Here is a 12848-nt window from a genome sequence, read left to right as displayed (position 1 = left end):
GTCCCCGCTGTTCAGCCGGGACCGGTAAAGCCAGATTAGGTCGCCTCGCGGGCGGCCGGGAGGCCCGCCTGATACAGGTACTGGCGGTGCCCCCGTGTTCGAGTTCGCGAAGAGAATTCTTCGGCGACCTCACGCTGGAAACAGCAGGCTAGCCAGCAAAACATGCACTGTCGTACCGCCGACGATGCTCAGTACTGCGTTGCGGCGCCACAGATGCAGGCCGATCGTCACCGCCAGCGCGATGGTCGGGGCGACGGCGCTCGAGGACGTCCACGACACGTCGCGCAGGCAGTAGACCAGCAGGATCACCATGACGCCCGCTGGCATGCGGGTGCTCAGGTATTGCACGATCCGGCTGGCGCGCAACGGTGCCAGGACCGCGAACGGGAGTGCGCGCAAACCCCAGGTGACCGCGGCGGATACTGCGACCGCGGCGAGCAGGTAGCCAGGGTCAGGCATTGCTCAAGCTCCGTTCGGCCACGACGGAGCGGACGACCAGTCCTCCGACGAACAGCAGGAAGGCCGCCAGGAGCAGTTGGCCGGGGAAGACCACGCGGGCGACGACCGCGCTCAGGGCAGCTAGGACGGGCGTCGGCAGGTCGCCTTTTCGGTCGCGGACCGCGTCGAGCGCGAGTACGACGAACAGGGCCGTCATGGCGAAGTCCAGGCCGACGACACCGCTGGGGATCAGCGAGCCGAGCAGGCCGCCCACCGTTGCTCCGCCGACCCAGAACAGGTGCAGGAACAGTTGCAGCCACAGGATTCGCGCGCCGTTCCACTCGCGGGCGGCGTCCGTTGTGGACAGTGCGTACGCCTCGTCGGTGAGGGCGAAGGTGCTGTACGCGCGTGCCCTGCGGCCGCGCACGCGGTGCAGCGGGAAGGAGAGGGCGTAGAAGACGTGGCGGACGTTGACCAGGAACGCCGAGAGCCCGATCGACGCCAGCGGGGCGGCCGCGACGGCCAGTCCGATGAGCAGGAACTCGAACGAGCCCGCGTAGATGAACGTCGTGAACACCGTCGCCCACCACCAGGCGAGGCCCGAATGCGTGAGGAACGCGCCGAAGGCGAGTCCGAGCGGGACCAGGCCGATGCCGACGGACCCGCAGTCCTTCAGCGCGGCCAGAGCGGGCGGGCGATCGCGAACAGCCAGGTCGGAGACGGTTTCCACCCTTGGAACACTACGTCAGCTCTCGGCTAATTTGGTGTCCGATCATGGCGTTACCATGGGTCGGTGAGCAATGTAGTGCGGCTGGATGCGCTGGATCGGGATATTTTGTTTCACCTGCGTCAGGACGGCAGGCTGACCAACGTCGAACTCGCCAAACGGGTCGGGCTCACCCCTCCCCCGTGCCTGCGCCGGGTCAAGCGCCTTGAAGAAGCCGGGGTGATCGCCGGTTACCGCGCGGTGATCGATCCCGAAGCTGTCGGCCGGGGGCTGGAAACGCTGATCGACCTCGAGGTCTACGCGACCGACCGGGCGACCATCGAGGCGCTTGAGGACACGATCGCCTCCTACGACGAGGTCATCGAGTTCCGGCGGCTCTTCGGCCGCCCGGACTACTTCATCCGCGTCGCGGTCGCCGACCACGCCGCCTACGAGGAGTTCCAGACCCGGAAGCTGTCCGGTCTGCCCGGCGTCCTGCGGGTCACCTCCCACCTGACGATGAAGAAAATCAAGGGCGACGCCTGACCCAGTGGCCGCGCACGTCCGCGAAGACTCCGCAGAAGCGATTGGCGACTCGACGACGCGAGAGGGCTCGCCCATCGCGAGAACTGGCAAGAACCGCAGTGCTGGGCGAGCATCGCTGCTGCCTGCTGGCGTCCGTGCGGGCACGGGCGTTCACGCGGTCGGCCCAATGGCAGGGACCTAAGGCGGCGCTGCAGGTTCGGTTTGCCCAGGTCGAAGGATTTGGGCGGGGCCAGGCGTCCGTAAGGGGAACCCTGAGGGACTCAGAGTCAATCAGGGTTCCCTTCACGGACTTCAAGACCCGGCCGCCTGGCGACAAATCAGGCGTTCCGGTGGCGCTGAGGTCCTTTGTGGACGGGCGTGGGCCGCGCAGCTTGAGTCCCCGGCATTGGCCTTTACGCGGTCGGCCAGAGCAGGGGCACCGCGGTCCAGGCCGTCCAGCCGATCAGGGCGGCCCAACCGGCGATCCACGCGAACGCCGGAATCCCGCTCGCCTCGGCCAGTCCGGCGGCGTCGTCTTCAAGGCCGTAGTAGCCGTGGCGGAGCCGGCCGACGACGAGCGCCGCGACGCCGCCGAGTTCGCTCGTCAGCAGCAGCCACGCTTCCAGGTAAGCGACGGTGTTCCGCAGCCAGTCCGGTCCCCACTTCAGCGTCGCGAACGCGGCCGCGGCCAGCGCCACCACGATCCCGAGCGTGAGCACGTCCCGGGTCGCCAGCAGCACCAGCACCATGGCCAGCACGGTCAGCGCGAGCACCGCCGGTGCGAGCCCCCGGTGCAGCAGCGCGGCCGCGCCGAGACCGGCCAGCGGCGGCGTCGCGTATCCGGCGACCAGGGTCAGCACCCGCGACCAGCGAGACGTGCTCCAGGTGCGGGTGAGCCCGGTTTCGGCGCTGGTGACCTCGATCTGGAACACTCCGCCGCCGGTCACGATGCTCAGCAGCGCGTGCCCGCCCTCGTGCACGACGGTGCTCAGCACGTTGGCCCGGGTGAGCGGCCGCCACCGTGCGGGACCGGCCAGCATCAGCACGAACGTCGCCGCCGACACCGCGACCGCGAACACCCCCAGCGCCAGCACCAGCCCGAGCCCGGGCGGAGCGACCTGCTGGTTGAGAACGCCGAACACGCCGCTCACCGGATCGCTCCGGCCGCGACGCTGTCCGGACGCTGGTTGATCCAGGACAATCCACCTGGGGCGGGCCGGTGCTGAGTGGCCTCGACGTAGGCCAGGCGGGCTTCGGCGCGTTCGATCCCGGCGGGCTGCGGCTCGCCTGCGGGGCCGGTGCTGCCGGGGTCGGCGGGCTCGGTAAAGCCGTCGGTGATCCGGACTGCGGACCACTCGCGGCCTTCCGGCGTCGGTCGAGCTGCGGGCATCGTCGGTTCTCCTCCCCCGAGGAACAACGGGCTGCCCTACGATCACACAGGGGTACGACAATTTCGTACCCCCGACAGGCCGCTTTTAGCCCAAGCCGACATCCGGTGCGGCGAACGAGGTGTTCCGTCAGGCCAGTTCGACCAGCAGCGCGGCGAATTCTTCCGGCGCCGACCAGAACGGCGAGTGCCCGCCGTCGATCTCGCGGACTTCCGCCGCTAGTAGTTCCCGCGCGCGGGCGGCGTTCCAGTCGCAGTTCACCGCGCGATCGGCACGACAGGACACGTACGTGGTCGGCACGCGGCGTTCCGGCAAAGCAGGGCAGGTTTGCGCGCCCACGGTATTCGCGCTGGGGCGCAATTGGCGGACCGCGTCGGCGGCGTCCGCCGGGGCGCAGTCGTGGTACAGCACGTCGGTCGCGTCGGCTGGGTCCAGGACTACGCGTCCGGACTCGTCCACGACGGCGCGCGCCACAGCCTTTTGCAGCGGCTCGGCAAGTGGCGCTGCCCCGTCGTCGGTCAGCGACGAGCCGGGTTTGCGCACCAGGGCGGCCAGCAGGATCAGGGAGCTGACCGCGGGGTTGCCAGTCGCCAACGGTGCCACCATGCCGCTCATCGAGTGCGCGACGAGAACGACGCCGGAACGGCCTCGGAGCGCGGCTTCGAGCACCGCCAGGTACTCGTCCTGTCCTGCCTCGGCGTTGTCGCACGGCAGCGACGGGCAGACCACCTCGTGACCGCGCGCGATTAGGTGCTCGCTCACCCGTTCCCAGCACCATGGGCCGTGCCAGGCGCCGTGCACCAGAACGAACGTAGTCGGCTTCTCGGCTTCCATGATGATCACGCTAGCCACGCCTGCGGAGGCCCGGCGGCCGCGTAGCTTCGGCGGGTTCGTTGTCTGCCCGAATGAACCTCTGCGGGCTACTGCGCTGGAGAAGCTTCCCGGACCGTGTCTTCCAGCAGTGCGAGTGCCCGTTCGACGTCTTTGCGGTCGGCTTCGCTCAGACCGGCGAGGAGCGCTTCCTCCCGGTCTAGGTGTCCTTCGAGGACGCGGTCGATGAGCTTGCGGCCGGCGGCGGTCAGTTCGGCGTAGCTGACCCTGCGGTCGGCTGGGTGGTCGCGGCGGCGGATCAGGCCGTCGCGTTCTAGCGCGTCCAGCCGAGCGGTCAGGGCACCCGAGGTGACGAGGGCGGAGGCCGCCAGCTCGGACGGTGTCTTCCGATAGGGGCGGCCGCCTCGGCGCAGGTTGCACAGGATGTCGAACGAACCGGGAGTCAGGCCGTACGAGGCCAGGTATCCGCGGAGGCTCCCGGCGGCCAGGTCGGCGATCCGCCGGATCCGGCCGAAGATCGCGATCGGCGAGGCGTCCAGGTCCGGGCGTTGCCGCGCCCAGTCCGCCACCACCTGATCGACCGTGTCCATCGTCATCGACTCCTTGTCCGCCAGGGTGCGGACGGAGCCTATCCGGTGTTCGCGCGGCGACAACGAGTCCTAACGGGACTCTTCCGGCACCGCGGGGACATCGGCCACAGCGGGGTCCTTTCCGGCTGGGCCGCGGCCGCGGAGAAGCACGACCGCACCGAGCAGCGTGAGCAGCTGGGTCGCGGCGAGCAGTGCGTACCCGGCGGCGAATCCGTGGTCGCCGCCCGCGGCGATCGCCACGCCCATCAACGTGGGAAGCAGCGCGGAGACGAGATTGCCGACTCCGTTGATCAGGCCGTAGGCGCTCCCGACGGCGCCCGCCGGCGCGTATTGCTGCACCAGCGTCGGAATCGCCGGTCCCTGCAGGCCCCAGAACGCGTTGGCGAGGATGAGCGTCGCCGCCGCCAGCCAGCGCGAATCGGCGAGGGTCACGGTCGTCGCGCACAGGGCGGTGCCGACGCTGCCGATCACCAGCACGAGCGGCGCCCGGCGAGCGGGCATCCGGTCGATGAGATACCCGCCGAGGAAGCCGGATCCGAGGCTGACCACGAACGGCAGTGCCGACAGCGCGCTCATCTGCGCCAGCGAGAAATGCCGCGCCTGCAGCAAATACGACGGAAGCCACGAGGTGCTGCCCCACAGATAGCCGAGCGTGGCCACCTCTATCAGCAGGATCCAGCCGAGCTTGGGTGTGCGCAGCGCTCCGGCGAACCGCCGCAACGCCGGTTGCCGCGCGGCTGTCCGATGCCGCGAGGCGCGGACGAACACAGCCACCAGCGGCAGCCCGACCACCAGGTTGAGGGCCGCGAGCAGGAGGAACGAGCCGTGCCAGCCGAAGTGCACGAGGGCGAAGGTGATCACCGGGATGCCCAGCGCCGTCCCCAGCGAAACGCCCATCGAGCTGACCGCGTTGGGCTTGCCCCAGGTGCCTTCGGCGAAATTGTCCTTGACGTACATGGTCTTCAGCGAGAACAGCGGCCCCTCGCTGGCGCCGAGCAGGAACCGCAGCGTCAGCAGCACCACCGCTCCCCCGGCATACGGGGACGCGAGCGTGAACAGCGCCCAGCACGCCAGGCTGACGAGCAGCCCTCGCCGCACCCCGAACACCGCCTCGTACCACGGCGTGATCAGCATGGCCGCGATTCCGTATCCGGCAAGGAAAAGCGTCATCAGCGCGCCTTGCGCCGCGCGGTTGCCCGCGATCCCGAAATGCTGCGTGAAGGCCGGATCGGTGATCAGGACGGACACGTTGACCCGGTCGATGTAGGAAACCGCCACGACCACCAGGAGCGCCAGCACGCCCAGCCACGCGGACAGCGGCGCGCCGGGGCGGCGGTCTTCCCTCAGCACGGTCACGGCGGTTCCTTTCCGGGCCGGACCATCGCGAGGCGGCCCGGACCGCGCGGACCCGCCGCGACGCCGGACCGGCCGCCTCGGCCGGCGGGGTCGCCGGGAAGTATCTTTGTCCTAAGATGCTTGTGTCAAGCTATCTCGGCAGAGGCCTCTTCCTCGATGCCATGACGAGGTTCTCAGCAGCAGCGCAACGCCGACGGTGCGCGGCCGTGGAGGTCCGTGAAGGGCTCCTTGAGGGAATCGGGTTCCCGCAAGGAGCCCTTCACGGACATCTGCGGGAGCCGCTGCGCGCCGGGCACAACGGCTGCCGAGAAAGCAAACCGGGAAGGGCCGAGCCCGCTGGCCCAGCCCTTCCCAGTTGTCGACCCGCGGAACGACGTGCAGACGTCGCGCGATCAGCCCCACACCGGTTCGGTCGCGGGAGCGAGCAGGTCGCTGACGTCGCCGGAGACGTCCTCGCCCGGCGCACCCCGCCGGAACAGCCGTCCGGGCGCACCGCCGCTCGTGGACACGCCGGACAGTTCCGCCCAGTCGCCGCGCACGCGCAGCCACGTGCCCTCGCGCAGGCCGAGCACCGGAATGTCGTTGCACTCGTGGAATTCCGCGAGCCGCTTCTCCCGGGTCTCCCCCATGTGCCTGCTGGCCGGGTCGGGGTCGACGTAGTGCGGGTTGAGCTGGAACGGCACCAGTCCCAGCGAAGTGAGACTCGGCGGCTCCACGATGGGCATGTCGTTGGTGGTGCGCACCGTGGGACCGGCGATGTTGGTTCCCGCGCTCGCTCCGAGGTAGGGCATCCCCTCGGACACCCTGTCCCGCAACGGTTCCAGCAGCTCGCGGCGGTACAGCTCGGCCAGCAGGCGGAAGGTGTTGCCGCCGCCGGTGAACACCGCCGGGGCCGAGCGCACCGCGGCGACCGGGTCGGCGGCGGTGTGCAGCCCGCGCACCCGTACGCCGAGCGGCGCCACCGCGGCAGCGATGCGCTCGGTGTAGCCGTCGTGGTCGGCCAGCGCGAACGGCACGAACACCAGTTCGGTGCGCCCGTCCAGCACCTCGGCGACCGCGTCCAGCGCGTGGTCGAGCGGGTCGCGGCCGTGGTTGGTCGAGTTGGACAGCAACAGCAGGTCAGTCACGCGATTCTCCTTGGTTCGCCCGCCATTGTTCAGCAAGTCCGCAGCAGCCGGTCCAGGACCCGGACGGAGAACCGCAGCGACTCCAGCGGCACCCGTTCGTCGACGCCGTGGAACAGCCGGTTGTAAGGCAGTTCCGGCGGGACGCGCAGCGCCTTGAACCCGAAGCCGCGGATGCCGAGCGCGGACAGCGCCTTGTTGTCGGTGCCGCCGGCGTTGCAGTACGGGGCGGGGTGGCCGTCGGGGTCCTCCGCGGTGACGGCCGCGCACATCGCGTCCACCAGCGGACCGTCGAAGCCGCTCTCCATCGCGATGTCCCGATGGATGAACTCGCGGCGCACCGACGGCAGCAGCAGCTCGTCGATCGTGTCCAGCAGTTCCTGCTCGTACCCAGGCAAGAACCGGCCGTCGACCGCAGCGGTGGCCCGGCCGGGGATGACGTTGACCTGGTACCCGCCGGAGATCATGGTGGGGTTCGCCGAATTGCGCAGGATCACGTTCACCAGCTCCCCCACCCGGCCCATCCGCGCCAGGCTCCCGTCCACATCGGACGGATCGAACGGGACGCCGAGCAGTTCCGCCGCGCGTTCCAGCAGCGCCCGCACCGGTTCGATCAGCCGGACCGGAAACCGGTGGCGGCCGATCCGGGCGAGCGATTCGGCGAGATCGGTGACCGCGTTCTCGTCGTTCGGCGAGGAACCGTGCCCGGCGCGGCCGGTGGCGACCAGGCGCAGCCACGCCTGCCCGCGCTGCGCGCATTCGATCGGATACAGCCGGCTGCCGTTGCCGAGGTCGAACGACACGCCGCCGCCCTCGGTGATCGCCTCGCCGACGCCCTCGAACAGATCCGGGCGGTTCTCGACCAGCCAGTGCGAACCGAACTTCCCGCCGCCCTCCTCGTCGGCGAGGAAGCCGAACACGAGGTCGCGCGGCGGTTTCTCGCCGGTGCGGCCGAATTGCCGCGCCAGCGCGAGGATCGCCGCGTCGAAATCCTTCATGTCGATCGCGCCGCGGCCCCACAGCATGCCGTCGGCGATCTCCCCGGAGAACGGCGGGACGCTCCACTCGTCGGCGTCCGCGGGCACCACGTCCAGGTGCCCGTGCAGGAGCAGCGCGGGCCGCGAAGAGTCCACTCCGGCCAGTCGGGCGAACACGCTGGCCCGCCCGGGCGCGCTCTCCACCAGAGTCGGTTCCAGCCCGGCCTCGCCGAGTTTCTCCGCGACGTACTCCGCTGCGGGCCGCTCGGTCGCGCCCGGGTTGGAGGTGTCGATCCGGATCAGGTCGCGGCAAAGCTCGACCACCTCGTCCTGTGCGCTGGTCACGCGGCCACCTCCTCCAGTTCCACCGAGCCCACCGGCCGGATGAGCCCGGCCCAGCCCAGCACCGTGTACAGGATCGCCGCGGTGAGCAGCGAGTTCAGCGCGGGGATGCCCCAGTGCACGAACTTGCCGACGCAGAACGCCGCCGCCCACACCGCGAGCGTGGCGGGCACCCAGACCGGCATCGTGGCGGGCACCCGCCCGGCCGCCCGGGTTTCCCGCAGCGGCGTGGAAAGCCGGCGCACCAGGAAGTACTCGGCCACGATGATCCCGCCCACGGGCGGAATCGCGACGCCCAGCAGCGACAGGAACGCGGTGAAGTGCTGCAGGAAGCCGATCGCGGACAGCACTGTCCCGGCGATCCCGATCACCAGGGTGACCACGCCGCGGTGCAGCGGGCGGCCGAACACGGTCCGCACGAAGTTCACCACGCCCAGCGAGGAGCCGTACAGGTTCCAGTCGTTGATCTTCGCGGTCGCCAGCACCACCACGATCAGCCCGACGAAGCCCGACGTGGAGAGCACGATGTGCGTGACGTCAGAGCTGCCGACCAGGTGCCCGAGCAGCACGCCGGTCATGCCGACGATGTATTCGGACAGGACCATCGACGCCGAGCTCTGCAGCAGGACGTGCCAGCCCTTGCGGTTGAACCGGGTCATGTCCGGGGCGACCACGGCGCCGGTCATGTAGCCGCCCGCGATGATCGTCGCCGCGGCCGGGACGGAGATCGCGGTCGCGGTCGGCGCGGCCGACATCAGCGCGCCCACCGAGTGCTCCGACAGGGTCGAGATGACGCTCCACGCGACGAGCCCGAAGAATAGCGGCACCGCGATTTTCGCGAGCCACATCATGTACTTGAAGCCGTAGATCACCAGCAGCGTCAGCACCACGCCGGACACCGCGCACCACAGCCACACCGGCCCGCCGACCAGGGCGTTCATGCTCTTGCCGAAGATGCCGTTCTGCACGCCGAACCAGCCGACCAGGCTGATCGCGATCACCAGGCTCACCAGCGCGGACCCGTTGCGGCCGAAGCCGGTGAACCGGGTCAGCATGGTCATCGTGAGTCCCTCGCGCTGCCCGGCGAGGCCGATCAGGAAGATCACCGCCTCCAGGATCACCGCGCCGAGGGTGAACGCCCAGAACGCGTCGGAGAACCGCATCCCGACGCCGAGCGTCGCGCCGAGCACGAACTGGGACAGCGACCCGGACTGCGCAAGCCACTGCAGCAGCATCGAACCGAACCCGTAGCGGGCGTCCCCGGGGACGCGGCGCAGCGCGTAGTCGTCGTTGCCGATCCGCTTTTTGGCGTGCTTCGCGGTTTGCGTCGCGGTGCTCATCCGGTCACCTCCGTGCCCAGGGTTTGCAGGTGCGCCATCGAGCCGTAGCGGGTCTGCAGGGTGGCGAATTCCGTCTCGTCGTGGAAATGCAGCGTGCCCGCGCCGAACTGCTTCGCGACCTCGACCGTGTAACGCGCGGCGGCGGCGATGTCCGTCTCGTGGCTCGCCCCGGTGGCGCAGCCGGCCACCGTCGCGGCCGAGGTGATCGCCAGTCCGACCACCGGCGCGTCCGTCGCGGTCGCCGGCTGGAGGATCGAGTTCAGGTGGTAGACGCCGTTGCCGTAGGGCGTGATGTCCTGGGTGGTGATCGGGTAGGTCACCAGCGGCGCGCCGGTCACCGTTTCCAGCAGTTCGCCGAGGCCCTCGGACACCCGCAGGATGTAGCCGCTGCGGACCGTCGGGGACAGGGCGAGCCCGCGGTGGTTGATCACCCGGTTGCCCTTGGTGGTGTCGATCGACAGCACGGCGGCCATCTCGGCGGACAGCTCGTAGCTGTTCATCGTGGCGATGTCGACCGGCGAGTTCATGAACGGCACCGGGTCGTGCGGCAGCGTCGGCGCGTCCGGGCAGATGTGCGTGCCGATCAGCACGTCACCGGCCAGCACGTCCCCGCGCGCCCGCATCGACAGCAGCTTGGCGGCGGCGGCCAGCGCGGCGGCGGCGCCGTCGCCGTCGGACACGAAACCGGTCACCTCCGGCCGGGCGCCTACTCCGCCGAGGCGGCCCACCACGCCGAGGGTCGGCGCGTCGCCGCCCGCGGTGCGGCCGCGGCTGCCGGGCACCCGCACCCGGACGAAGTCGGTCTGGCCGGCGTCGCCAGTCACGGTGGTGATTTCCGCGCCGCTGCCCGCGGCGCCGGCGACGGCGTCGAGGTAGGCGACGACCTCTTTCCCGGTCACCGCCGGGTCGTCGAGGATTTCGAGCAGTTCCAGGACGTGTTTGAGCATGTGGTTCCTCTGAGAAGTCAGGCCGCCGGGGGTGGTCCGACCAGACTCGGTCCGGGTGCACCGGCTTTACAAATATTTCCCGTTATTCGCACAATGGCCGGATGCCGGACCACGACGAGCGCGCCACCCCGCCCGGCCTGCCGCAGACCGCGGACCGCGCGCTGCAGGTGCTGCTCGCGTTCGACCGCGCCCGCCCGGAATGGGGAGTCACCGCGGTGGCGCGCGAGTTCGGGCTGCACACCTCGATCGCGCAGCGGCTCCTGGCGGTGCTGGCGCATCGCGGTTTCCTCGTCCGCGACGACAGCACCCGCCGGTACCGGATCGGGCCCGCCGCGCTGCACCTCGGCCGGTTGTGGGACCGGGCCGGGGCACTGGACCTGCTGGTGGTCCCGGTCCTCTCCGACCTCGCCGCCCAGACCGGGCACGCCGCCCTGCTGTCCCTGCCCGACGGCGCGCACACCCGGTGCGTGCTGGCCGCGGAAGGCACCGACGGACGGCTGCGCGGCTATTCGCTGGTCGGCGAGCTGTACCCGGCGCACGCGGGCGCGACCAGCAAGGCGTACTTCGCGTTCCTGCCCGAGGAGGAGCGCGACCGGCTGTTCGCCGACCGGCCGATGGCGCGCTTCACGCCGGACACGGTCACTGACCTCGCCGTCCTGCGCGATCAGCTGGCCGAGGTCGCCGACCGGGGCTGGGCGTTCACCACCGGCGAGTACGACACCGGCGTGGCGACGCTCGCGGTGCCCGTTTTCCTGCGCGGCGAACCGTACGGCAGCCTGTCGATCGGCTGGTCCTCCGCGCGCTTCGACCACGATCCCGAGCAGTGGGTGGACCTGTTGCGGCGCGGTGCGGACCTGATCGAACTGCGGCTTTCCCGGCCGGTTCCGCGCCGGTGAGCTCCAGGTCAGTCGCTGGCGTGGGCGGTGTTGTCGAGCCAATGCTGAGCGAGGGCGGTGTCGCCGTCGACGGTTTCGCAGTCGGCCAGCGGGAGCCGCCGGGTCAAGAGAAGGAGCAGGGATTGCGCCGGGCCGGTCACGGTCACGTCGGCCTCGCGGGTTCCGGGCTGCCAGGTCGCGCCGTCCGGCTGTCGTTCGACGGACCAGGCGGCTGAGGTGTCGGTGGCCAGCCACTGCAGCGTCTGACCGGTGCCCCGGATGGCGTGCGCGGACTCGGACCGCTGCATCTCCCACGTGGGCGAGGTGAGCATCGTCAGGTGGTTGGTGATGAGCGCGGCCGCGATGCCGGGGTCGACGTCGAGCGAGCGGTGCGCGGCGTTGGCGGCGTCGAAGCCGTGGACGACCGCTTCGTTCAGCATGCTGGTCATCCAGAATCGCGTCCCGGACCGGGTGTCTCCTGAGGCGTTGAAGACCGGTGCGTCGAGCGCTTCATCGGAGCACGCGTTCGCGACCCGTTGCGCGGATTCCGACAGCCAGGCCCGCCACTCAGCCGGATCCGAAGGCGGGGCGGCCATCTCGGTGGGCAGCTGGGCGGGGTCGGTGATGCGGCGCTCGATGATCTCGGCGACCCAGCGCTGGGTCTGGCCCACGTGCGCGACCAGGTCAGCGACAGTCCACTTCGGAGCGGTCGGCACGGCAGCGCCCGGCCCGGCGGCGACGGCTGATTCCGCCAGGTGCCTCGTGTGGTCGACGATCGCTTGCCGGACGAGTTCCGCGTTCAGTTCGGTCATGGGAGGGTCCTTGGGGTCTCGGCGGCTGCCTTTCGAGGGGCCTTCGACTACGCGTCGAACGACCGTAGCGAGGATCGACACCCCTCAGCGGAAATCTTTCGATCGCCTCGCGGGGCTCGATAGGGGTAGTCCGAGGTGGTTTTCGTCCGGAGACGGAGGAATCATGACTCAGATGACAGAAAACCCGCAGCCGGCCGGCGGCTCCCTCGCGGCGCCGCGGCGCACGTGGATCGGCGACCACGACCCGACGGACCAGAACTGGCAGGTGGTCGGCGACGAGATCCGGCTGGCCGCCCAGCGGGCCGGACGGACGTGGCAGCAACCCGAAACCGATTGAACGAACCCCGGAGACCGACAAAAGGCGGCCGGAAAGGCAAGATCGGGCAAGCGGATCTGCCTGAACGTCCTCCGGCTTCCGCCGTCGCCGAGTTGTTCGCGCTCCCGGCCGCCGTCGCCGCATCGCTGGCGGCCGTCGAGTCTCCGCAGTTCAGCGCGCCGCGGGTCGGCCAAATGGCCGATGCCCGGACGGGGTTGCCCGCCGACTGGCCTGAATGGACGGACTCTTCGGACGATCCTGCCATTCCCCCGCTCTCACTA

General features: G+C 70.2%; 15 protein-coding genes. 3 read left to right on the top strand and 12 right to left on the bottom strand.

Features of this window, described 5'->3' with window-relative positions; all coding sequences use genetic code 11:
• Window positions 1-129: 129 nt before the first annotated feature.
• A complete protein-coding gene (locus tag ACFORO_RS05590; protein WP_377867633.1) occupies window positions 130-459 on the bottom strand; it encodes a branched-chain amino acid transporter permease in 330 nt (109 codons plus the stop codon).
• Window positions 452-1168 (bottom strand): AzlC family ABC transporter permease, encoded by a 717-nt coding sequence (locus ACFORO_RS05585; RefSeq protein ID WP_377867631.1) that lies wholly within the window; start codon window positions 1166-1168, stop codon window positions 452-454. The genes ACFORO_RS05590 and ACFORO_RS05585 overlap by 8 nt, the downstream gene beginning before the upstream one ends.
• Before the next feature lie 63 nt (window positions 1169-1231).
• Here ACFORO_RS05585 and ACFORO_RS05580 point away from each other — a divergent pair, with 63 nt between their 5' ends.
• Window positions 1232-1690, top strand: a complete 459-nt coding sequence (locus ACFORO_RS05580) for an Lrp/AsnC family transcriptional regulator (RefSeq protein ID WP_354747126.1) — start codon at window positions 1232-1234, stop codon at window positions 1688-1690.
• Between the two features lie 392 nt (window positions 1691-2082).
• Here the strand turns inward: ACFORO_RS05580 and ACFORO_RS05575 are convergent, their stop codons facing one another.
• The 9 genes from ACFORO_RS05575 to ACFORO_RS05535 form a co-directional block, all read right to left on the bottom strand.
• Window positions 2083-2820: a M50 family metallopeptidase gene (locus ACFORO_RS05575; protein ID WP_377896495.1), complete on the bottom strand. Its 738-nt coding sequence runs from the start codon at window positions 2818-2820 to the stop codon at window positions 2083-2085.
• The gene (locus ACFORO_RS05570) at window positions 2817-3059 is read right to left on the bottom strand and encodes a hypothetical protein (protein ID WP_377867626.1); all 243 of its coding nucleotides are present in this window, start codon (window positions 3057-3059) and stop codon (window positions 2817-2819) included. The genes ACFORO_RS05575 and ACFORO_RS05570 overlap by 4 nt, the downstream gene beginning before the upstream one ends.
• 127 nt (window positions 3060-3186) lie before the next feature.
• The gene (locus ACFORO_RS05565; protein ID WP_377867624.1) at window positions 3187-3891 is read right to left on the bottom strand and encodes an alpha/beta fold hydrolase; all 705 of its coding nucleotides are present in this window, start codon (window positions 3889-3891) and stop codon (window positions 3187-3189) included.
• Window positions 3892-3977: 86 nt separating this feature from the next.
• Window positions 3978-4478 carry a MarR family winged helix-turn-helix transcriptional regulator gene (locus tag ACFORO_RS05560; protein WP_377867622.1) on the bottom strand — a complete coding sequence of 167 codons (501 nt, stop codon included), beginning with the start codon at window positions 4476-4478 and terminating at the stop codon, window positions 3978-3980.
• A 69-nt stretch (window positions 4479-4547) separates the two neighbouring features.
• A complete protein-coding gene (locus ACFORO_RS05555) occupies window positions 4548-5834 on the bottom strand; it encodes an MFS transporter (RefSeq protein WP_377867620.1) in 1287 nt (428 codons plus the stop codon).
• Window positions 5835-6226: 392 nt separating this feature from the next.
• A complete protein-coding gene (gene pepE, locus ACFORO_RS05550) occupies window positions 6227-6961 on the bottom strand; it encodes a dipeptidase PepE (RefSeq protein WP_377867618.1) in 735 nt (244 codons plus the stop codon).
• 29 nt (window positions 6962-6990) lie between these two features.
• Window positions 6991-8280: a M20/M25/M40 family metallo-hydrolase gene (locus ACFORO_RS05545; RefSeq protein ID WP_377867616.1), complete on the bottom strand. Its 1290-nt coding sequence runs from the start codon at window positions 8278-8280 to the stop codon at window positions 6991-6993.
• Complete coding sequence (locus ACFORO_RS05540) at window positions 8277-9617, bottom strand: cytosine permease (RefSeq protein ID WP_377867614.1); 1341 nt, start codon at window positions 9615-9617, stop codon at window positions 8277-8279. Before ACFORO_RS05540 ends, ACFORO_RS05545 begins: the two co-directional genes overlap by 4 nt.
• Window positions 9614-10564 carry a DUF1177 domain-containing protein gene (locus tag ACFORO_RS05535; RefSeq protein WP_377867612.1) on the bottom strand — a complete coding sequence of 317 codons (951 nt, stop codon included), beginning with the start codon at window positions 10562-10564 and terminating at the stop codon, window positions 9614-9616. The genes ACFORO_RS05540 and ACFORO_RS05535 overlap by 4 nt, the downstream gene beginning before the upstream one ends.
• A 101-nt stretch (window positions 10565-10665) precedes the next feature.
• Between ACFORO_RS05535 and ACFORO_RS05530 the strand changes: the two genes are divergently transcribed.
• A complete protein-coding gene (locus ACFORO_RS05530) occupies window positions 10666-11460 on the top strand; it encodes an IclR family transcriptional regulator (protein WP_377867610.1) in 795 nt (264 codons plus the stop codon).
• 8 nt (window positions 11461-11468) lie between these two features.
• Here ACFORO_RS05530 and ACFORO_RS05525 read toward each other — a convergent pair whose 3' ends face one another.
• A complete protein-coding gene (locus ACFORO_RS05525; RefSeq protein ID WP_377867607.1) occupies window positions 11469-12251 on the bottom strand; it encodes a maleylpyruvate isomerase family mycothiol-dependent enzyme in 783 nt (260 codons plus the stop codon).
• A 163-nt stretch (window positions 12252-12414) separates the two neighbouring features.
• On the opposite strand from ACFORO_RS05525, the gene ACFORO_RS05520 reads away from it, so the two are divergent.
• Window positions 12415-12588 (top strand): hypothetical protein, encoded by a 174-nt coding sequence (locus ACFORO_RS05520; RefSeq protein ID WP_354747149.1) that lies wholly within the window; start codon window positions 12415-12417, stop codon window positions 12586-12588.
• The last annotated feature ends 260 nt before the right edge of the window (window positions 12589-12848 follow it).

Source organism: Amycolatopsis halotolerans (assembly GCF_042647905.1).
Lineage (GTDB): Bacteria > Actinomycetota > Actinomycetes > Mycobacteriales > Pseudonocardiaceae > Amycolatopsis > Amycolatopsis halotolerans.
This window is presented reverse-complemented; position numbering and strand designations above follow the sequence as displayed.

What these genes read in the sequence shown, in the direction of transcription:
- ACFORO_RS05590 (WP_377867633.1), bottom strand. Translation starts at nt 459, where the DNA reads ATGCCTGACCCTGGCTACCTGCTCGCCGCGGTCGCAGTATCCGCCGCG.
- ACFORO_RS05570 (WP_377867626.1), bottom strand. Translation starts at nt 3,059, where the DNA reads ATGCCCGCAGCTCGACCGACGCCGGAAGGCCGCGAGTGGTCCGCAGTC.
- ACFORO_RS05565 (WP_377867624.1), bottom strand. Translation starts at nt 3,891, where the DNA reads ATGGAAGCCGAGAAGCCGACTACGTTCGTTCTGGTGCACGGCGCCTGG.
- ACFORO_RS05560 (WP_377867622.1), bottom strand. Translation starts at nt 4,478, where the DNA reads ATGGACACGGTCGATCAGGTGGTGGCGGACTGGGCGCGGCAACGCCCG.
- ACFORO_RS05540 (WP_377867614.1), bottom strand. Translation starts at nt 9,617, where the DNA reads ATGAGCACCGCGACGCAAACCGCGAAGCACGCCAAAAAGCGGATCGGC.
- ACFORO_RS05535 (WP_377867612.1), bottom strand. Translation starts at nt 10,564, where the DNA reads ATGCTCAAACACGTCCTGGAACTGCTCGAAATCCTCGACGACCCGGCG.
- ACFORO_RS05530 (WP_377867610.1), top strand. Translation starts at nt 10,666, where the DNA reads ATGCCGGACCACGACGAGCGCGCCACCCCGCCCGGCCTGCCGCAGACC.
- ACFORO_RS05525 (WP_377867607.1), bottom strand. Translation starts at nt 12,251, where the DNA reads ATGACCGAACTGAACGCGGAACTCGTCCGGCAAGCGATCGTCGACCAC.
- ACFORO_RS05520 (WP_354747149.1), top strand. Translation starts at nt 12,415, where the DNA reads ATGACTCAGATGACAGAAAACCCGCAGCCGGCCGGCGGCTCCCTCGCG.